This window comes from Xanthobacter pollutisoli (assembly GCF_040044995.1).
Taxonomy (GTDB): Bacteria; Pseudomonadota; Alphaproteobacteria; order Rhizobiales; family Xanthobacteraceae; genus Xanthobacter.
Genome location: NZ_JBDZDP010000006.1, coordinates 151,286 through 168,796, shown reverse-complemented (window position 1 = coordinate 168,796; position 17,511 = coordinate 151,286). Strand labels below are relative to the sequence as shown.

The 17,511-nt window shown below is 69.3% G+C and carries 19 protein-coding genes; 2 read left to right on the top strand and 17 right to left on the bottom strand.

Annotated elements, in window-relative coordinates; all coding sequences use genetic code 11:
* Positions 1–6: 6 nt before the first annotated feature.
* The 3 genes from ABLE93_RS14415 to ABLE93_RS14405 form a co-directional block, all read right to left on the bottom strand.
* Positions 7–1,323 carry a cell wall hydrolase gene (locus tag ABLE93_RS14415; protein WP_348840528.1) on the bottom strand — a complete coding sequence of 439 codons (1,317 nt, stop codon included), beginning with the start codon at positions 1,321–1,323 and terminating at the stop codon, positions 7–9.
* 82 nt (positions 1,324–1,405) lie between these two features.
* Positions 1,406–2,395 (bottom strand): methylmalonyl Co-A mutase-associated GTPase MeaB, encoded by a 990-nt coding sequence (meaB, locus tag ABLE93_RS14410; RefSeq protein WP_348840527.1) that lies wholly within the window; start codon positions 2,393–2,395, stop codon positions 1,406–1,408.
* 169 nt (positions 2,396–2,564) lie between these two features.
* Complete coding sequence (locus tag ABLE93_RS14405; protein WP_348840526.1) at positions 2,565–2,882, bottom strand: YMGG-like glycine zipper-containing protein; 318 nt, start codon at positions 2,880–2,882, stop codon at positions 2,565–2,567.
* Positions 2,883–3,164: 282 nt separating this feature from the next.
* Here ABLE93_RS14405 and ABLE93_RS14400 point away from each other — a divergent pair, with 282 nt between their 5' ends.
* Positions 3,165–3,506: a rhodanese-like domain-containing protein gene (locus tag ABLE93_RS14400; RefSeq protein WP_348840525.1), complete on the top strand. Its 342-nt coding sequence runs from the start codon at positions 3,165–3,167 to the stop codon at positions 3,504–3,506.
* A gap of 137 nt (positions 3,507–3,643) precedes the next feature.
* On the opposite strand, the gene leuB is transcribed toward ABLE93_RS14400, so the two are convergent.
* The 7 genes from leuB to argE form a co-directional block, all read right to left on the bottom strand.
* Positions 3,644–4,756, bottom strand: coding sequence for a 3-isopropylmalate dehydrogenase (gene leuB / locus ABLE93_RS14395; protein ID WP_348840524.1), 1,113 nt, complete (start codon positions 4,754–4,756; stop codon positions 3,644–3,646).
* A 133-nt stretch (positions 4,757–4,889) separates the two neighbouring features.
* Positions 4,890–5,741, bottom strand: coding sequence for an SDR family NAD(P)-dependent oxidoreductase (locus tag ABLE93_RS14390; RefSeq protein ID WP_348840523.1), 852 nt, complete (start codon positions 5,739–5,741; stop codon positions 4,890–4,892).
* A complete protein-coding gene (gene yddG / locus ABLE93_RS14385; protein WP_348840522.1) occupies positions 5,738–6,619 on the bottom strand; it encodes an aromatic amino acid exporter YddG in 882 nt (293 codons plus the stop codon). Before yddG ends, ABLE93_RS14390 begins: the two co-directional genes overlap by 4 nt.
* 8 nt (positions 6,620–6,627) lie before the next feature.
* Positions 6,628–7,080 carry a (deoxy)nucleoside triphosphate pyrophosphohydrolase gene (locus tag ABLE93_RS14380; RefSeq protein ID WP_348840521.1) on the bottom strand — a complete coding sequence of 151 codons (453 nt, stop codon included), beginning with the start codon at positions 7,078–7,080 and terminating at the stop codon, positions 6,628–6,630.
* Positions 7,029–8,270, bottom strand: a complete 1,242-nt coding sequence (gene argJ, locus ABLE93_RS14375) for a bifunctional glutamate N-acetyltransferase/amino-acid acetyltransferase ArgJ (RefSeq protein WP_348840520.1) — start codon at positions 8,268–8,270, stop codon at positions 7,029–7,031. The genes ABLE93_RS14380 and argJ overlap by 52 nt, the downstream gene beginning before the upstream one ends.
* A gap of 89 nt (positions 8,271–8,359) precedes the next feature.
* Positions 8,360–8,788, bottom strand: coding sequence for a GlcG/HbpS family heme-binding protein (locus tag ABLE93_RS14370; RefSeq protein WP_348840519.1), 429 nt, complete (start codon positions 8,786–8,788; stop codon positions 8,360–8,362).
* A gap of 11 nt (positions 8,789–8,799) precedes the next feature.
* Positions 8,800–9,972 (bottom strand): acetylornithine deacetylase, encoded by a 1,173-nt coding sequence (argE, locus tag ABLE93_RS14365; RefSeq protein WP_348840518.1) that lies wholly within the window; start codon positions 9,970–9,972, stop codon positions 8,800–8,802.
* Positions 9,973–10,015: 43 nt separating this feature from the next.
* On the opposite strand from argE, the gene ABLE93_RS14360 reads away from it, so the two are divergent.
* A complete protein-coding gene (locus ABLE93_RS14360) occupies positions 10,016–10,669 on the top strand; it encodes a DUF1028 domain-containing protein (RefSeq protein ID WP_348840517.1) in 654 nt (217 codons plus the stop codon).
* Between the two features lie 7 nt (positions 10,670–10,676).
* Here ABLE93_RS14360 and ABLE93_RS14355 read toward each other — a convergent pair whose 3' ends face one another.
* The 7 genes from ABLE93_RS14355 to ABLE93_RS14325 all read right to left on the bottom strand — a co-directional run bounded on the left by ABLE93_RS14355 (position 10,677) and on the right by ABLE93_RS14325 (position 17,421).
* Positions 10,677–11,816 carry an ABC transporter ATP-binding protein gene (locus tag ABLE93_RS14355; RefSeq protein ID WP_348840614.1) on the bottom strand — a complete coding sequence of 380 codons (1,140 nt, stop codon included), beginning with the start codon at positions 11,814–11,816 and terminating at the stop codon, positions 10,677–10,679.
* On the bottom strand, positions 11,806–12,648 hold the full coding sequence (locus tag ABLE93_RS14350) for an ABC transporter permease (RefSeq protein ID WP_348840516.1): 843 nt from the start codon (positions 12,646–12,648) through the stop codon (positions 11,806–11,808). The genes ABLE93_RS14355 and ABLE93_RS14350 overlap by 11 nt, the downstream gene beginning before the upstream one ends.
* Positions 12,648–13,499, bottom strand: a complete 852-nt coding sequence (locus tag ABLE93_RS14345; protein ID WP_348840515.1) for an ABC transporter permease — start codon at positions 13,497–13,499, stop codon at positions 12,648–12,650. The genes ABLE93_RS14350 and ABLE93_RS14345 overlap by 1 nt, the downstream gene beginning before the upstream one ends.
* A 225-nt stretch (positions 13,500–13,724) precedes the next feature.
* Positions 13,725–14,768, bottom strand: a complete 1,044-nt coding sequence (locus ABLE93_RS14340) for a polyamine ABC transporter substrate-binding protein (protein ID WP_348840514.1) — start codon at positions 14,766–14,768, stop codon at positions 13,725–13,727.
* Between the two features lie 255 nt (positions 14,769–15,023).
* Positions 15,024–15,458 (bottom strand): RidA family protein, encoded by a 435-nt coding sequence (locus tag ABLE93_RS14335; protein WP_348840513.1) that lies wholly within the window; start codon positions 15,456–15,458, stop codon positions 15,024–15,026.
* Positions 15,455–15,970 carry a flavin reductase family protein gene (locus ABLE93_RS14330; RefSeq protein ID WP_348840512.1) on the bottom strand — a complete coding sequence of 172 codons (516 nt, stop codon included), beginning with the start codon at positions 15,968–15,970 and terminating at the stop codon, positions 15,455–15,457. Before ABLE93_RS14330 ends, ABLE93_RS14335 begins: the two co-directional genes overlap by 4 nt.
* Entirely contained in the window at positions 15,967–17,421 is a 1,455-nt protein-coding gene (locus tag ABLE93_RS14325) for a 4-hydroxyphenylacetate 3-hydroxylase family protein (RefSeq protein WP_348840511.1), read from the bottom strand. The genes ABLE93_RS14330 and ABLE93_RS14325 overlap by 4 nt, the downstream gene beginning before the upstream one ends.
* Positions 17,422–17,511: the final 90 nt, after the last annotated feature.

The following is a 17,511-nucleotide window of genomic DNA, read 5'->3' as shown; positions in this document are numbered from 1 at the left end:
GAACGTTCAGCCGTCGCCCCAGCGGCGCGGGCGGTAGAAGGTGTGCACGCCGATGCGGTCGAGCTTGCGCATCTCGCGCACCCAGCTCGGATGCACCCAATAGGCATGGTAATGGGTGGCACGCCCCACGGAGGTGAGCCAGAGCTTGCCGTCCAGCATGTCGGCGGCGATCTCCTTCGCCTGCACCCACATGTCCGGCTCGCGCACCACGTCGCGCACATTGTCGCAGGCGAAGGTGAACTGGCAGGCGAGATGGCGGTGGGCGTTCTGGTAGACCGCGCCGCACACGTCCGACGGGTAGTAGCCGGAGAAGACGCGGTTGACGATGACCTGCGCCACCGCGATCTGGCCGCGCTTGGGCTCGCCCCGGCTCTCGAAATAAATCGCCTCCGCGAGACACTTCTGCGCCCGCGCCAGCTTCTCGCCGCCAAGGTCGAGGCGCTGCGCCGGCGAGGGCCAGATGCCGTCGTGGGGCGGCGTCTCCAGCGCGTCCGCGGCATCGGCGGACGCGAGGTCCGCCTCGCCGTCCGGATGGGGCGCCGGCTGCGGCACGAGCCCCTCATCGGCCAGCGCGCCGTAGGCAAAGGCGAGCGCCGGAAACATGCCGGGGTCGCGGCTGAAAACCGCCACCGGATCATGATGCAGGGCCCGACCAGCGAGCGCCTCCTCGGCCGGCTCGTCGAGGAGGTCCGCCGCGTCGGCTGCGGCGCGGGCCTCGGCTTCGCCGTCATGAATCAGCGGCAGTTCCAGCAGCAGGTCCAGCGCGAGTTCCAGATGCGCCCGGCTCTCGCGCGGGGCCGTCGCCTCCTGCGCCATGCCGCCGTCCGAGCCGTCGAGCACCAGGGGCGGGGGAAAGGCGAAGGCATCGTCATCGGCATCGCTGGTGACGATGCCGGAAGAAAGCTGGCGCTCGTCAGGTACCGGCTGGGCGGCGGCGCGGGCGGCGCGCAGCGCCTCGTCCGGCACGTCCACTCCGCCGAGGGAAGCGGTCACGATTGCGCCGGTCCGGCCGACGACACGGGGTGCGGAAGCGGGAGCGGGGGCGGTCGGGGCAACGCCGGCCGCGTCAAAAGGACCCGCCCGGCCGGAAACCGTCGGGACCTCCGGCAGGCCGGTGCCCAGAGGCTGGGGCAGATCGAGGGTGGCGAGCTTCAACGCCCGCGCCGAGCCCGTCAGCATGCCGCCGAGCGAGGCGGAGACGGGCGTGCGGGTTGTGGCATCGGCCCCGGCGCCGTGCGGCGTCACGAGGGCAAACACGGTGGCGATCAGAAACGGCGAGGTGACCCGGCCGGCCCTGTGCCATCGAAGCTGACGAATTCGCATGCGCCTGCCCTTGCCGCGGCTTCGTGTCCCCAATAGGGCGCCGGTGCGTTGCAGGCCGGCGACACGCAAGAGCATTGTCCAATCAATCTTGCCCGGAGGTTAATTGCCGGGCGAGTTCCGCCTCGCGGGCGAAGGGGGATGAGGCGCCCTGGGGCAGCTTGCGGGCGCGGGCGAGCCCATGGGTGCCGAAGCGCACGCGCACCATCTCCTCCACCCATTTTTCTTCCTGCCGCGCCCGCAGCGCGGCGCGGCGCCCGTCCGCATCTAGAAAAGCCAGGTGGCGGTCCACCGCCGCCTCGAAGGCACCGAGCCCCTCCCCCGTGGCGGCGGAGAGACGGATGACGGGGACCGTCCAGCCCGCGGCGGCGGAGCCGGACAAGGAGAGCGCCCCGGCGACCTCCGAGGCGGCGCGGCGCGCGACCTCCGCCATATCGGCCTTGGTGACGACGATGATGTCGGGCAACTCCATCACCCCCGCCTTCATGAACTGGAGGCTGTCGCCCGATGCGGGCTGGATGCACAGGACCACCGTGTCGGCCACCAGCGAGATGTCCGCCTCCGATTGGCCGACCCCCACCGTCTCGACGATCACGAGGTCGTAGACCGCGCGCAGCAGCACGACCGCCGCGACCGAATCATCCGAGAGGCCGCCCAGCCGGTCGCGGGCGGCCATGGAGCGCACGAACACGCCCTGGTCGTCGGGATCGGTCTTCATCCGCGCCCGGTCGCCGAGCAGCGCCCCGCCCGTGCGGCGGGAGGAGGGATCCACCGCCAGCACCGCCACGGTCCGGCCCATCTCGCGGGCGCGGCGCACCAGCGCGTTGGTGAGGGTGGATTTGCCGACGCCGGGCGGGCCGGTAAGGCCGAGCACATGGGCCTTTGCGGCCTTGGCCGCCGCGTCCAGCAGCGCCACGAGGGCCGGCTGGCCCCGTGCAGTCTCCACGGCGGCGAGGGCGCGCGCCACTGCGCGCTTGCCGCCCGCCTGGACCGCGGCAAGCTCGGGCACCAATGCGTGGCGGGCGGGTGCCGGCGGCGGGATGGAATCGGCGGGAGGGACAGGACCGGAGGTCATGCCCCCAATCTAGCTGCCGCTTCGCAGCAGGCAACTTCGCGGTCCGCTCTGGCGAAGCGTCCAGCCCCTCAAACGGAAAAAGGCGCCGGCCAAAGCCGGCGCCTCTCCCACTGATCGGAACCGTGCGGGGGAACGGAACCGATCAACAGTCCTTGATCGCGTGAAGGGATCAGCCGCAATAGCCGCGGGACACCCGCACCACCGCACCATTCGACTGGCGCAGGTAGCAACGGCCGTTGTTGCCCCAGTAATAATAGGCTCTGCGATCGCTCTGTGATCCGATGAAGGCGCCCGTCGTGCCGCCGATGATCGCGCCAGCCGCCACGCCGCCGGCCGAGCCGGTGGCCGCGCCGCCGATCAACGCGCCGGCGGTGCCGCCGATGATGGCGCCGGCCGCGGTGTTGTTCTGCGCCTGCGCGGATACGATCGTGCCAGCCGAAGCGGCGGCGACAAGGGCGAGGGCGGCGAGGCCCGAACGGATGGTCATCTTGTTCCTTTCCACACGACCCGCCGGAGGCGATGCCGTGCTGCGACGGATGCTGATCTAGCAAAGCCTACATGAACGCCAGATGAGCGGAACGTTGGCCGCCGTGCAGGCTTGGCTTTGGGTCTGCCTCCGCGGCACCGCCGGGGACAGACGGCTCCTCCTCGGCCGGAGCGTCGGCCACGCCGGGAGTCATGTGTTGGCTGGCTCGGGCCTTGCATCGGCCCTGGCGTTCGGTGCAGGCTCACGCCGGCTGACCGCTACCCTGTTCAGGACAAGGCATTCATGAGCGAACGCAACCCCTTCGGCGGGACCATCACGCATCTTTCTCCGGCCGAGGTCCGTCAGGGCCTCGCCGACGGCACGGTCCTGCTGGTGGACGTGCGCGAGCCGAATGAGATCCAGGCCGAGCGCATCCCGGGAGCAGTGTCGTTCCCCCTGAGCAAGTGGGACCCCTCCGCCTTGCCCGAGCCCCAGGGCAAGCGCCTCGTGTTCTCATGCCGCTCGGGTCAGCGCTCGCAGCAGGCTGCAGCGGCCGCGCAGAAGGCCGGCCTGCCCTATGAGGAGCACATGAAGGGCGGCATCCTCGGCTGGCGCGAGGCGGGTTTCGACGTCGATCGCGGCTGATCGCGGGTTACAGCCACGGGGCCGCTCCGCCAGGCCGCAGCCGGCCGTCCGTGCGCTGGTCACCTCTCGAGGTCATCTCTCGGCAAGCACGACACACCCTCCGGCCAGGCCGGAGGGTTGATCGCGTAGTGCGCCGTTCAGGCGGTGGCGGCGTCGAGCTCAGCGACGATGGCCTTGCCCATCGCCTCGGTGCCGATGGTCTCCATGCCCGGGGCGGCGATGTCGCCGGTGCGCTTGCCGGAGGCGAGCACGCCCGCGATGGCCTGCTCGATGCGGTCGGCCACCGCACCCTGATCGAACGAATAGCGCAGCGCCATGGCGAGCGAGCCGATCATGGCGATGGGATTGGCGATGCCTTTGCCGGCAATGTCCGGCGCCGAGCCGTGCACCGGCTCGTAAAGCGCGGCGCGCTTGCCGCTCGCCGCATCCACCGCGCCCAGCGAGGCCGACGGCAGCATGCCGATGGAGCCGGTGAGCATGGCGGCCAGATCCGAGAGGATGTCGCCGAAGAGGTTGTCGGTGACGATCACGTCATACTGCTTGGGCCAGCGCACCAGCTGCATGGCGAGCGAATCGGCCAGATGGTGCTCCAGCTCCACGTCCTTGTAGGCGCGGGCGTGCAGGTCGGTGACGACCTCCTTCCAGAGCACGCCGGACTTCATCACATTGTGCTTCTCGGCGGAGGTCACCTTGTTGCGGCGGGTGCGGGCCAACTCGAAGGCCACGGCGCCGATGCGTTCGATCTCGTAGGTGTCGTAGACCTGCGTGTCGATGGCGCGCTTCTGGCCGTTGCCGAGATCGCTGACGGTCTTGGGCTCGCCGAAATAGACGCCACCGGTGAGCTCTCGCACGATGAGGAGGTCGAGGCCCTCCACCACGTCACGCTTGAGGGACGAAGCTTCCGCCAGCGCCGGATAGCAGATGGCCGGGCGCAGGTTGGCGAACAGCTGGAGATCCTTGCGCAGGCGCAGCAGGCCGGCCTCGGGCCGCGCGTCATAGGGCACGCCGGCCCACTTCGGGCCGCCGACCGCGCCCAGAAGGATGGCGTCGGCCGCCTTGGCCTGGCCCATGGCCGCCTCGGAGATGGCGGCGCCGTGCGCATCATAGGCGCAGCCGCCGACGAGATCCTCCTCGATGGCGAAGGAGGCGAGACCCGCCTGCTCCAGCCAGGCCGCCACCCGTTTCACCTCGGCCATCACTTCGGGGCCGATGCCGTCGCCGGCGAGGAGGAGAAGCTTGTGGGTGGCCATGGGTGGGTTCCTCGGGTCTTGCTCGATGCGCGGCGCGTGCCGTTTTTGGGGCCGCCCTGAAGGCGGCGGCTCGGCGCGGAGTGCTACGGCCTCGCCCCTCCGAAGGCAAGGAGGAACACGCCGCGGGCGCTCATCATTCTCCCGCGACGAAGGCGGCGAAGGCTTCCCCGTAGTCCTTGTGCCAGCGCGACAGCGGCGGACGGTTCTCGATGATGTCGCCGGCCGCCCAGGCGATGCGCTTCTCGTCCAGGGCGCGGGAGACGTCGTTGTCGGGGCAGACGATGTAGAAATCGCCTGCCGCCAGCTTCTCCAGCAGGAAGTCCACCGTCTGCTCGGCCGTCCAGGCGCCGGCCGGCTTCTCGCTGCGCCCGCTTGCCGCCAGCGGGGTGAAGACGAAGCCGGGGATGAAGAGGCGGGCGGAGACCTTGCAGTCCGCCGTGTTGCGCAGCTCGTGCTCCAGCGCCTCGGTGAACACCTTCACCCCCGCCTTCGAGACATTGTAGGCCGGATCGCCGGGGGGCGTGGTGATGCCCTGCTTGGAGCCGGTGTTGACGATGAGGCCGGGCCGCCCCCGCGCGATCATCTTCGGGCCGAACGCGCGGCAGCCGTGGATGACGCCCATGAGGTTGACGCCCAGCACCGTCTCCCAATTGGCGAAGGGGCCGAAGATGGCACTGCCCGGCTGCACGCCGGCATTGTTCATGAGGAGGTCGGTGCCGCCGAAGCGGGCCGCCACCTCCGCCTCCAGCGCTTCGAGGTCCTCGGGGCGGCTCACGTCGGTGGCGCGGGCGAGGATGTCGGCGGCCCCGCCCTTGGCCACGGCGGAAAGGGCCGCGGCGGCGGCATCGAGCCGCTCGCCCTGCCGGTCGGCGATGGCGACCTTCAGGCCCTTCCGGGCCAGCAGAGTCGCCGCGGCAAGGCCGATGCCGGACGCTCCTCCGGTGACGACGGCGACGTTTCCTTCGGCAAGCACGGGATGGGTCATGGCAGTCTCCGGGACTTTGCGCGCCAGCGCCTCGTGGCGACGAAAGCGCCGCCGACGATGAGCACGCAGGCAACGGCAAGCGACCAGGTGGCGGCGGCAAATCCGCTCGCCACCAGCAGCACGGTGGAGAGCACCGGCGCGGCATAGGAGGCGACGCCGAGAAGGCGCACGTCGCCGCGCTTCATGCCGATGTCCCAGGCATAGAAGGCAAGGCCCACCGGCCCGATGCCGAGCAGCGCCACCGCCACCCATTCCCCGGCCGAGGCCGGCCAGACCGTCTCCTCCCACGCAAGGTGGCAGAGGCCGGCGAGGGCTGCCGTGACGAGGCAGAAGCCGGCCACCGCCTGCGTCGGCACATCGGCGAAATGGCGCGAGGCCACCGAATAGGTCGACCAGATGAAGGCGCAGGCGAAGGCGGCCAGATAGCCCGGCAGGAACCGCATCTCGACGCCGGAGAAGCCGCCCTTTCCGGCGAGCAGCACCACCGTCCCGGCAAAGCCCATCACAGCGCCGATCACATGCACCCGCCGCAGGCCGCCGCCCGGCAGGAAGGCGGAGAGCAGCACGATGAGCAGCGGCCAGAGATAGGCGATCAGCCCGGCCTCGGCCGCCGGCGCCAGCTTCAGGGCGGTGAAATAAAGGAAGTGATAGCCGAACAGCCCGCCCACCCCGTGCGCCCAGGCGAGCGGGCGCTGCTTCAGCACGCCGAGACCCGGCCCGGCCAGCGCCGCGCCCAGCCCCACGGCCCCGCCGATGGCGAAGGTGAGGGCGGTGAGGAGGAAAGGCGGCACCTTGCCCGTCGCCGCCGTGAAGAAGGCGAGCGTCGCCCACAGCAGGATGGCCAGCAGGCCGATGCGTGTCGCGGCAGCGGACGACATGGCGCGGGTCAGGGGCCGATGAGGTCGATGAGGGCCGGGATCAGCGGCTCGTCGGCCGGGGGCATGGGAACGTCGCGCAGGCGGGCCGGCCGCAGCCATTGCAGCGCCTGGTGCTCCTTCCTCTGGACCACGCCCTCCCAGCGCCGGCAAATCCAGAGGGGCATAAGCAGATGGAAGCTCTCATAGGCGTGGCTGGCGAAGGTGAGGGGCGCGAGGCACGCCTCCTTCACCGTGATGCCGAGCTCCTCCTGAAGCTCGCGGATGAGCGTCTCCTCCGGCCGTTCGCCGGCCTCCACCTTGCCGCCGGGAAACTCCCACAGGCCCGCCAGCGCCTTGCCCTCCGGCCGCTGCGCCACCAGCACGCGGCCGTCGCCGTCCACCAGGGCGCAAGCGGCGACGAGGGTGATCTTCACGAGCGATAATCTCCGTTGATCTCGACATACGCCTTGGTCAGGTCGCATGTGAGCACCCGGTCGGTGCCGCGGCCGAGGCCGAGGTCCACGGTGAGGTCGATCACGTCGTTCTTCATGTATTGCGAGACCTCGGCCTCGTCATAGTCCGGATCCCGCGCGCCCTCGTGGGCGACGCGGATGGCCCCGAACGAAATGGTGAGCTTGTCGCGGTCGGCCGGTTCGCCGGCCTTGCCCACGGCCATCACCACCCGGCCCCAGTTGGCGTCCTCGCCGGCCACGGCGGTCTTCACCAGCGGCGAATTGGCGATCGACATGGCGATCCGCCGCGCGGACTTCTTGGAGACCGCGCCGGTCACATGGATGCGCACCAGCTTGCGGGCGCCTTCGCCGTCGCGGGCCACCTGCTCGGCGAGATCAGCCATGAGCTCGGTGAGAGCGCGGCGGAACGGGGCGAGGATGGGGTCGTTGGCGTCCTTCACCGTCTTCGCGCCGCGCGCCTTGGCGGCGCCGGTGGCGAACAGGAGGAGCGTGTCGGAGGTGGAGGTGTCGCCGTCGATGGTGACCGCATTGAAGGTGGTCTTCACCGCCTTGGAAAGCAGTTCCTGCAGCACGCCCGCGGCGATGGGTGCATCGGTGAAGACGAAGGAGAGCATGGTCGCCATGTCCGGCGCGATCATGCCGGCGCCCTTGGCGATGCCGTTGATGGTCACGGGCACGTCGCCCAGCAGTACCTGTGCGGTGGCGACCTTCGGGAAGGTGTCGGTGGTCATGATGGCGCGGGCGGCGTCCAACCACGGCCAGTCCACGAGGCGGGTCGCCGCTTCGGTCAGCGCGGCCTCGAACTTGGTGGCGTCCAGCGGCTCGCCGATGACGCCGGTGGAGGCGAGGAACACCTCGCCGGGCTTGCAGCCGAGGATGCCGGCCGCGAGGTCCGCGGTCATCTTGGTCGCCTCGCGGCCCTTCATGCCGGTGAAGGCGTTGGCATTGCCGGAATTGACCACCAGCGCCCGCGCCTTGCCCTTCTTCAGCGCCTCACGGCACCACTCCACCGGGGCGGAGGGGCACAAGGACCGGGTGGTGACGCCCGCCACCGTGGTGCCCGCCGGGAACGACATGACCAGCACGTCGGTCCGCCCCTTGTACCGGATGCCGGCCGCAGCGGTGGTGAAGACGACTCCGGGAACCGGGAGCAGCTCCGGGACGGACGTGGGGGCGAGCGGAGAGACGGAAGTCGACATGAGCAGTCCCCGGTGATGGCGCCCTCGTGTGCCGCAGCTTCATGGCCAAGGCAAGGGCGGGCTCGCCGTCCGCCCCTGAGGCGCTCCGCTCAGGCTTGCGCGCCCAGCGCGGCAAGGGCGGCCTTCGCCACCTCCACATCCTCGCTGCCCTTGCCCGAACCGACGCCGATACCGCCCACGCACACGCCGTCGAGGATGATGGGAAATCCCCCCTCCAGATTGGTGAGCCGCCCGCCGGAGGCGATGGCGAGCTTCACTTCCAGCGCCGGATCGAGCCGGCTGGTGGGCTGGCGGTGGGAGGCGGCGCTGATGGCCTTGGACAGGGACGTCTCCCGCGACAGCAGCTTGGCCCCGTCCATGCGCACGAAGGCGAGCAGGTTTCCCCCGTCATCCACGATGGAGATGTTCTGCGGCACGCCCATCTCCTCCGCCCGCGCGACGGCGGCGGCGAGGGCGACGAGCGCGCCGGCATGGGTGAGGCGGGCAGCGGGGCGGGTGTGGGGCGAAACCTCGGTCATGGCAGGTCCTTTCAGCGCGTGATCCATTCCGATGCCGGACGGCGGCACATTTCCACGAGGCGCGCCAGCATGGCGTCGCATTGGGCGAGTTCGTCGCGTCCCACCCATTCGTCGGCCTTGTGGGCGCGGGCGATGTCGCCGGGGCCGCAGACCAGGGTGGGAAGGCCCGCCCGGTCATAGAGCCCCGCCTCGGTGCCGAAGGCGATGGTGCCGGGAGGGCCGTTGTCGCCGCAGAGCCGCGCCACCGCCGCCGCCTCGGGCGTATCCGCTGCCGTGGCGAGGGCGGGATAGGAAGACAGCTCCTCGACGACGAGGTCCGCCTCCTCCGCCTCCGCCTTCAGCGCGGCGCGGGCCTCCGCAGCGAGGTGCTCGATGCGGCGGAGGATCGCGGCGCCGTCGGTGCCGGGAATGGTCCTGAGCTCGAACTCCATCACCGCCTCGTCCGGCACCACGTTCAGCGCGGCGCCGCCGTGGAGGGAGCCGATGTGGAGGGTGGCGTAAGGCGGGTCGAAGGCCTCGTCCCGCGCCCCCGCCTTCAGGTCAGCGGCAAGGTCGGCGAGATGGGCGGCAAGGCGCGCCAGCGCGGTGACCGCGTTGGCGGCGCGGTGCGGCAAGGCGGAATGGCCGGTGCGGCCGCGCGCGGTGACGCGCCAGCCGGTCTTCCCCTTGTGGGCGCGCATCACCTTCATGCCCGAAGGCTCGCCCACGATGCACAGGGCCGGCGGCGCCGGCAGCCGCGCCAGCAGCGCCACGAGATCGCCCGCGCCCTTGCAGCCGATCTCCTCGTCATAGGAGAGCGCCACGTGCACCGGCGTCTCCAGACGTGCCGCAGCGAAGGCGGGAAGCGCGGCGAGGACGCAGGCGACGAAACCCTTCATGTCCGACGTGCCACGGCCATAGAGCCGCCCCTCCCGCTCGGTCAGAACGAAGGGATCGCTGCTCCAGGGCTGTCCGGCCACCGCCACCACGTCGGTATGGGCCGAGAGCACCACCCCGGGGCGCTCGTGCGGCCCCACGGACAGGAGCAGGGCGGCGCGGTCGCCCGGCGCCCCGGGCAGGCGGCGGACGCGGGCAAAGGGGGCCGCGATCTTCTCGATACAGGCGACGATCTCCTCGTTCGCCGTGTCGGTGATCGAGGGTATCGCAATGAGTTTTTCAAGTATTTCTTCAGACGATACTTGCATCCATTCCCCGCGATCGATAGAAACCGAAGAAAAGGAGACGGGAATGACATATTCCATCGCCGCCCGCTGCCCGCAGACAGGGGCCTTCGGCATCGCCATCACCTCGTCCAGCATCTGCGTCGCCAGCCGCTGCGCGTGGGTGAGCCCGCTCGGGCTCGTCACCACGCAGAACGTGACGGACCCGGCCCTCGGCCCGGCGGGCCTCGCCCTGCTGCGGCAGGGGCTCGGCGCCGGCGGCGTGCTCGCGACCCTCCTCGCCGGCACGCCGGAGCCGGCCTATCGGCAGGCGAGCGTGATCGACCGCTACGGGCAGGTGGCCTGGCATTCGGGCGCGGCCGCTTTGCCCATCGCCGCGACGGCCGAGGGAGAAGGCTGCATCGCGCTCGGCAATCTCTTGGCCGACGACCGCATTCCCGCCGCCATGCGCGACGCCTTCCTCGCCGAGCCGGCCTTGCCCCTCGCCGAACGCCTCATGCGCGGGCTGGAGGCGGGCCTCGCCGCCGGCGGCGAAACCGGGGACGAGCACTCGGCGGGCCTGCATGTGGCGCGCACCTATGACTGGCCGGTGGTTGACCTGCGGGTGGATTGGGACGAGGCCCCCATCGCCGCCCTGCGCACCCTGTGGGATCGCTATGCGCCCGAACAGGCCGCGTTCGAGAGCCGGGCGCGCACGCCGGCGGCGGCGCCCGCCTTCTGAAGGCGGCTCAGCCGGCATCGCTGGCGAAGGCCACCGCATCGCCGGCCGCGAAATCGAGGGCGATGCGCGTGCCCGCCGGCCAGCGCACGGGCGCCTCATAGCCCGGCACGCGCACTGTGATGCGCCCACCCCGCGCGGCCGGGACGTCCACCAGCACATCCACGTGCGAGCCCTGATAGACATGGGTTGCCACCGTGCCGGAGAGCAGGCCCTCCCCCTCCGCCACCCGCACCGCGTCGGGCCGGACGAACAGGTCCACCGCCGCGCCCGGCGCGAGATCGCCTAGCGTGTCGGCCCGCACCTGCAGGCGCCCATCGGCGACGAGCACGCTCGCGACCTCCCCCAACCGGCGCTCGAGACGCCCCGGCAGCACGTTCACGTCGCCCACGAAGGAGGCGAGGAAGGGGTCGGCCGGGCGCCGGTAGATCTCGTCGGGCGTACCCACCTGGCGGATGCGCCCGTCCGCCATCACCGCGATGCGGTCGGACATGGAGAGCGCCTCGCTCTGGTCGTGCGTCACGAAGATGGTGGTGACGCCGAGCCGGCGCTGGATCTCCTTCAACTCCACCTGCATGGCGCCGCGCAGATTCTTGTCGAGGGCCGAGAACGGCTCATCCAGCAGGAGCACCTTGGGGCGGATGACGAGGGCGCGCGCCAGTGCCACGCGCTGCTGCTGCCCCCCGGAGAGCTGGCGGGGCTTCCTGTCGCCGAACTGGGAGAGCTTCACCAGCGCCAGCGCCTCGGCGACGCGCGCCTCGATCTCGCGCTTCGGCACGCCGCGCATGCGCAGGCCGTAGCCCACGTTCTTCGCCACGTTCATGTGCGGGAACAGCGCGTAATTCTGGAACACCACCCCGATCTCGCGATCATAAGGCGGCGTCTCGGTCATCAGCCGGCCGCCGACGAAGATCTCGCCGCTGTCGGCCTCCAGGAAGCCGGCGATGAGGTTGAGCAGCGTGGTCTTGCCGCAGCCGGAGGGGCCGAGCAGTGTCATGAACTCGCCGTCGGCGATCTTCAGCCACGCCTCGTGGAGCGCGGTGGCATCGCCGAAGCGCTTGGTGACGCCGTCGATCTGCACGCCGACGGGACGGGTGGCGGGCACGGTCACGGGGCCGGGCTCCGGCGGATCGAGGCGTTCAGCGGGCATGCTCAACGTTCAGCACCTTTCCGAGGCCGAGGAAGGAATTGGCGAGGGTGAGGAGCAGCGCCGTCACCACAATGTAGATCACCGAGAGCGCCGCCAGAGTCGGGTCGGCATATTCGCGGACGTAATTGTACATGGCCACCGGCAGCGTCTGCGTCGCCTGCGCGGTGACGAAGAGGGAGGCGGTGAATTCGTTGAAGGAGAGGATGGCCGCGAACAGCCAGCCGGAGAACAGGCCCGGCAGCAGCAGCGGAAGGGTCACGGTGAAGAGTGCGCGTCCCGGCCGCGCCCCGAGGCTCGCGGCGGCAAGCTCCAACCGCGCGTCGAGATTGCGCAGCGAGACATAGACCGAGCGCATGACGAAGGGCAGCACCAGCACCACGTGGCAGACGATGACGAGGGCGAAGGTGCGCGTCGCGTGGATCTGCGCGGCGAGGATGAGGAAGCCGAGGCCGATGGTGAAATGCGGGATCACCAGCGGCGAGGTCAGCATCGCCTCCAGCGCCGCCTTGCCGCGAAACCTGTAGCGGTCGAGCGCGAAAGCAAAGCCCGCCCCCACCGCGAGCGCGATGGTGGAGGCGAAGGCGGTGATGATGAGGCCGTTCCTGAAGCCGTCCGAGAAATCCCGGTAGGAGAAGGCCCGCTGGAACCAGCGCGTCGACCACGCCTGCGGCGGGAAGGAGAGGATGGCGCGGTCGTTGAAGGCCGAGATGCCGACCACCACCGCCGGCAGAATGATGAAGGCGACGATGAGCCAGACCACCGTCCAGCCGGCGACCTTCAGCAGCCGCTCGCCCACGCGTGCGGGGATGAGGCGCTTGGCATTCTGCGGCATCAGTGCGCTCCGATCTTCTCGAGCGGCCGGATGGCCTGCTTCGCCATGGCGAGGACCGCGAATGTGAGCGCGAGGCCGGTGATGGAGAGCGCCGCCGCGAAGGGGAAATTGAACGAGGCGAACCCCAGCTGGTAGACCAGCGTGGACACCATGCTCACCTTGCCGCCGCCGATCATCTGCGGCGTCGCGAAGGCGGAGAAGGTCCAGGCGAAGGCGGTGGAGAGACCCGCCACCACCCCCGGCATGGAGAGCGGCAGGGTCACGGTGAGAAACGCCCGCACCGGCCCGGCGCCGAGTGATGTGGCGGCCTTCTCATAGTCCCGATCGATGTGGGAGAGGGCAGCCGCGAGCATGATGACCATCACCGGAAGGGTCACGTGGACCAGAGCGGTGACGACGCCGAAGGTGGTGAACATCATCTGCACCGGCCGGTCGATGAGCCCGAGGCCCTTCAGCACCGAATTGATGAAGCCGGTGTTGCCCAGCACGATGATCCAGGAATAGGTGCGCACCACCTCGCCGAGGAACAGCGGCGTCACCGCGGTGATGAGCAGGAACGACTTGAGGAAGGCATTGCGCGTGCGCACCAGCGCGAAGGCGAGCGGATAGGCCACCACCAGGGTGATGAGCGCCGTGAGGAGGCAGATCCACACGGTCTGCAGGAACACCTGGCCGTAGAGCGGACGCAGCAGCGCCTCGAAATTGGCCAACGTGAGCCCGCCGGGATCAAGCGAGCCCGGCACATAGGCGCGGAAAGCATATTGCAGGATGGCCGCCAGCGCCGCCGCCGAGGCGAGGGCCGCCAGCGCCGCGGGCGTGACGAACAGGGCGAGGAAGGGACGCTTGTTCATATCTCTTGCCTTGTGTCACGCATCTTGCCCGCGCTCCCCGGACCCGCGACGGCGAAAGCCGGAGCGCCGATCCGGGGCCTGGAGGAAAGCTCGGCGGAACCGGCGATCTCCACCGCCCCCTTCCGATCAGGCCGCGTGCGCGAACCCTTGCGCTTGCCCCGGCTCTCCCTCCGCTTCGCTTCGGTCGGCCGGGGCACGAGGCGCTTCACACTCACCGCTTCACACTCACTTGGCGATCATGTTCTCGGAGAACCACTTGCGCCATTCGGCGGTCTTTTCCGCGCGGAGCTTGTGGTCGATGATGATGGTCTCCTTCTCCCACTGCTCGGCGGTGGTGAAGACGCCCGGCAGCTTCGCCGTCTCCGCGCTCACCTTGGCGCCGAGCACTGTGGGCGAGCCCTTCTTCAACTCGGCGATCTTGCCCTGCACCTCGGGATCGAGCGCCGTGTCGATGAACTTCTGCGCCAGCTCCTGCTTCTTCGAGCCCTTCATGATGGCCATGGTGTCGATGCCGAGCACGCCGCCCTCCTTGGGGATGACGAGCTTGATCGGAACGCCCTGCCCGATCATGTAATAGGCGTTCATGGACAGCATGATCTGCACCGGCGTCTCGCCCGTGGCGATGAGCTGCTGGGAGTTGGCGTCGTTGGTGTAGAAGGCCTTGAAGTTGGGCTTCAGCGCCAGCAGCTTCTGCTCGCCCTTCTGCCAGTCGGCCGGGGAGCCGCCGGCCAACAGCGCCGACACGGCGATGATGTGGCTGGGGTCGAAGTCCGGCGCCGCCAGCATGCCCTTCAGCGCGGGATTCCACAGGTCACCCCAGGAGGCAAAGGTGATGTCCTTCGGCGTCAGGTCCGGCCGGTAGCCGATGGTGTAGACATAGGCCCAGGCGCCGATGTGGAAGGGGCTCACCTTGGCCTGCGGCACGAGCTTCGCGGCGTTCGGGATCTTCGACAGGTCGAGGGGCTCGAACAGGTCGTCATTGGCATAGAGCCAGCCCACGTGGGCGGTGGTGAAGGTGATGTCGCTCTCGGGCGAGCCCTTGGCGAGCTTCGCCTTGTTCAGCCGGTCGATGGTGCCGCCGGTGATGTATTCAACCTCGACGCCCGTATCCTTGGTGAACTTCGAGGCGATGGCCTCGGCGATGAGGTCGCGGAAGCTGCCGCCCCACGTGCTCACCACCAGCTTCTCAGCGGCGTTCGCCGGCACGCTCGCAGAGCCCGCCGCAAGGGCGGCCAGCGCGAGGCCGAGCGCAACCAGTTTGGCTTTCATTCCACTCTCTCCTCTGGATCCGCCCTTCCGGCGGTTGATGGCTGGCGCGCGGCGCCTCCGGCCCGGACCGGGCGCCGCAGCACTTACGTAAATATACGGATCGCTGCGCAGACTGGAACATAAATATTCGCGCTGCGAAGTATTTTTTCAACCGTTACTTGAATCAATACTTCGCCGACGCATGTAGTCCCCGCGCCTTGCGGGCACGGGGACAAAAGACGGCTCTCGATCGCGCCCGCATGAGCGGGCGGTCCCTCATGCCCGCTCGGGCGGGATCTCGGCGATGATGTCGATCTCCATCAGATATTCCGGCTTCGCGAGACCCTGGACGATGAGGCCGGTCGAGACCGGATAGACCCCCTTCAGCCACTTGCCGACCACGCGATAGACCGGCTCGCGATAGGCCCGGTCGGTGATGAAGATGACGATCTTCACCACGTCCTCGAGCCGCGCGCCGGCTTCCTCCAGCAGCACCTTGGCGCAGGCCATGGCGTTCTCCGCCTGGGCCGCGGCATCGCCGACGCCGACGATCTTGCCGTCGAGATCCATGGCGGTCTGGCCACGCAGATAGACCGTGTTGCCGGCGCGGACCGCCATGCACACGTCGTTGTCGAGCGACTGCTCGGGATAGGCGTCCTTGGTGTTGAACGGGCGGATGCGGGTGTGGGTGGGCAAAGGTTCGACCCTCATGCGGCGGCAAGGCGCCTGTAGGCGCGGTTGGCGTAGAGCAGCGGCTCGGCGTCGGCGTCGAGACCGTGGATGGCGGTGACCTCGCCTACGACGATGCGATGGGTGCCGTAGGCATGGTGCGCGGCGAGGCGGCAGTCGAAGCTCATGAGCGCGCCGGCAAGCACCGGCGCTCCGCTCCCCGCGGCGCGCCATTCGGCGCAGGCGAACTTGTCGTCGCGAAACTGCGGCACCTGGCCCGCGAAGGCATCGGACACGCCCGCCTGATCGTGCGCCAGCACGTTGGCGACGAAGACGCCGTTGGCCTCGATCACCTTGAGCGCCGCGCTCGCCTCGTGGATGCACAGGATGAGGGAGGGCGGCTCCATGCACAGCGAGGCGAGGGACGAGACGGTGAGCCCCGCCCGTCCCCCCGGCCCGTCGGTGGCGATCACCGAGACGCCGGCTGCCATGCGCCGCATGGCGTCGCGGAACCGTGCCGCGTCCACCGGCGCGCTCGGCTGGGCGGCGCTCATTTCAGCGACCCCTTGACGTTGTCGGAGAGACCCGCCGTCCGGCGCACGAAGTCGAGCGGACCGGAGAAGTCGAAATTCTTGTAGACTGCGGCGAGGTGGTTGAAGTGCGGCGCCTGAGCGAACTGCACGAAGGCGAGGCGGTGCCCGGCATAGTCCGACGACACCAGATCGCGGGCGAAGGCGAGCAGCTTGCGCCGGTCCTCGGACTCCCAATTGTCGTTGAGGGTGTAGAACTTCTTCAGCCAGCCCGCGGTGCCCTCCGCCTCGAAGGCGGCGACGTTGGGGGTGACGCAGATCTGCCCGCCGATGAGCTCGCGCGTGGCATGCATCATCATCGGCAGCTGCGAGCAGGCGAGCACGCGGCCGGCATAGAGGATGGACTGGTTGGGCATCAGCAGCCCCGCCGGGCTCTTCTCGGCCAGCGCGATGGAGGCGGTGAGGTGGGCGTTGATGCCCTCGCGATAGACCGCGAGGTCCGCCAGCTTCTCCTGCACCGACTGGAGCTTGTCGAGACCGGTCTGCTTGGCGTTCCACATGGCGGCGCCGATCATCATGTCGGCGACGTAGAGCAGGCGCAGCACGTAGGGAAAGGCGGAATAGCGGTGCAGCGTGCCGCGCACGAACTGGGCGGCCTTGGTGTAGCGGTAGAAGAAGACGTCCTCCCAGGGGATCAGCACGTCGTCGAACACCACCAGCGTGTCCACCTCGTCATAGCGGTTGGCGAGGGGATAGTCCTTCGGGTCGGAGCGGCCGGCGAAGGAGGAGCGGCAGATGTGCTTCACGCCGGGCGCGCCCATCTTCACGATGCAGCCGAGGGCGTAGTCGCTTTCCTTCTCGTCGGTCCAGGCGCCAACGGTGGGCTTCAGATAGGCCTGATCGGCATAGGCCGCGGCGGTCTCGTACTTGGCGCCGCGGATGATGATGCCGGCGTCCGTCTCCTTGGTCACATGCACCATCATGTCCGGGTCGCGCTCGGAGATGTGGCGGGAGCGGTCGCCCTTCGGATCGGTGTTGGCGGAGACGTGGAACGGGTCCTCTTCCACCACGCGGCGGATGTGGTTGTCGATGTTGGCGGCGAAGCGCGGGTCGATCTCGGCCAGCATGTCGCGACCGTCCTGGAGCGACCACATCTCGCCGATGGTCTCGTCGCCGACGCGGGTGACGACACCGCCCACGTCCTTCAGGAGGATGTCCACGCCCTTCCACTTGGCATCCCAATGGGCCTTCTCGGTAGGCGGCTGGTGGAAGATGGAGTGGACGGCATTCTCCTCCACATAGGTCAGCGCCGGGGCGGTGGCCTCCTCATGGTGGAGGTCGTACATGCGGGCCTTGATATCGACGATGGGCTTGAAGGCGGGATGGGTGGTGACGTCGGTCACGCGCTCGCCGTCGATCCAGATCTCGCGGCCATCGCGCAGGCCGTCCTTGTAGGCGGCACCGGTCCTTATCATCACGCCTGCTCCAGAATTGGTCATGCCCAGGATTGGAGCAGAGAGTGGGGCCGGTGCCGGGATTGATAAAATATTTTATCTGTAGCGAAA

What these genes read in the sequence shown, in the direction of transcription:
- ABLE93_RS14415 (WP_348840528.1), bottom strand. Translation starts at nt 1,323, where the DNA reads ATGCGAATTCGTCAGCTTCGATGGCACAGGGCCGGCCGGGTCACCTCG.
- meaB (WP_348840527.1), bottom strand. Translation starts at nt 2,395, where the DNA reads ATGACCTCCGGTCCTGTCCCTCCCGCCGATTCCATCCCGCCGCCGGCA.
- ABLE93_RS14405 (WP_348840526.1), bottom strand. Translation starts at nt 2,882, where the DNA reads ATGACCATCCGTTCGGGCCTCGCCGCCCTCGCCCTTGTCGCCGCCGCT.
- ABLE93_RS14400 (WP_348840525.1), top strand. Translation starts at nt 3,165, where the DNA reads ATGAGCGAACGCAACCCCTTCGGCGGGACCATCACGCATCTTTCTCCG.
- leuB (WP_348840524.1), bottom strand. Translation starts at nt 4,756, where the DNA reads ATGGCCACCCACAAGCTTCTCCTCCTCGCCGGCGACGGCATCGGCCCC.
- ABLE93_RS14390 (WP_348840523.1), bottom strand. Translation starts at nt 5,741, where the DNA reads ATGACCCATCCCGTGCTTGCCGAAGGAAACGTCGCCGTCGTCACCGGA.
- yddG (WP_348840522.1), bottom strand. Translation starts at nt 6,619, where the DNA reads ATGTCGTCCGCTGCCGCGACACGCATCGGCCTGCTGGCCATCCTGCTG.
- ABLE93_RS14380 (WP_348840521.1), bottom strand. Translation starts at nt 7,080, where the DNA reads ATGCGACCTGACCAAGGCGTATGTCGAGATCAACGGAGATTATCGCTC.
- argJ (WP_348840520.1), bottom strand. Translation starts at nt 8,270, where the DNA reads ATGTCGACTTCCGTCTCTCCGCTCGCCCCCACGTCCGTCCCGGAGCTG.
- ABLE93_RS14370 (WP_348840519.1), bottom strand. Translation starts at nt 8,788, where the DNA reads ATGACCGAGGTTTCGCCCCACACCCGCCCCGCTGCCCGCCTCACCCAT.
- argE (WP_348840518.1), bottom strand. Translation starts at nt 9,972, where the DNA reads ATGCAAGTATCGTCTGAAGAAATACTTGAAAAACTCATTGCGATACCC.
- ABLE93_RS14360 (WP_348840517.1), top strand. Translation starts at nt 10,016, where the DNA reads ATGACATATTCCATCGCCGCCCGCTGCCCGCAGACAGGGGCCTTCGGC.
- ABLE93_RS14355 (WP_348840614.1), bottom strand. Translation starts at nt 11,816, where the DNA reads ATGCCCGCTGAACGCCTCGATCCGCCGGAGCCCGGCCCCGTGACCGTG.
- ABLE93_RS14350 (WP_348840516.1), bottom strand. Translation starts at nt 12,648, where the DNA reads ATGCCGCAGAATGCCAAGCGCCTCATCCCCGCACGCGTGGGCGAGCGG.
- ABLE93_RS14345 (WP_348840515.1), bottom strand. Translation starts at nt 13,499, where the DNA reads ATGAACAAGCGTCCCTTCCTCGCCCTGTTCGTCACGCCCGCGGCGCTG.
- ABLE93_RS14340 (WP_348840514.1), bottom strand. Translation starts at nt 14,768, where the DNA reads ATGAAAGCCAAACTGGTTGCGCTCGGCCTCGCGCTGGCCGCCCTTGCG.
- ABLE93_RS14335 (WP_348840513.1), bottom strand. Translation starts at nt 15,458, where the DNA reads ATGAGGGTCGAACCTTTGCCCACCCACACCCGCATCCGCCCGTTCAAC.
- ABLE93_RS14330 (WP_348840512.1), bottom strand. Translation starts at nt 15,970, where the DNA reads ATGAGCGCCGCCCAGCCGAGCGCGCCGGTGGACGCGGCACGGTTCCGC.
- ABLE93_RS14325 (WP_348840511.1), bottom strand. Translation starts at nt 17,421, where the DNA reads ATGATAAGGACCGGTGCCGCCTACAAGGACGGCCTGCGCGATGGCCGC.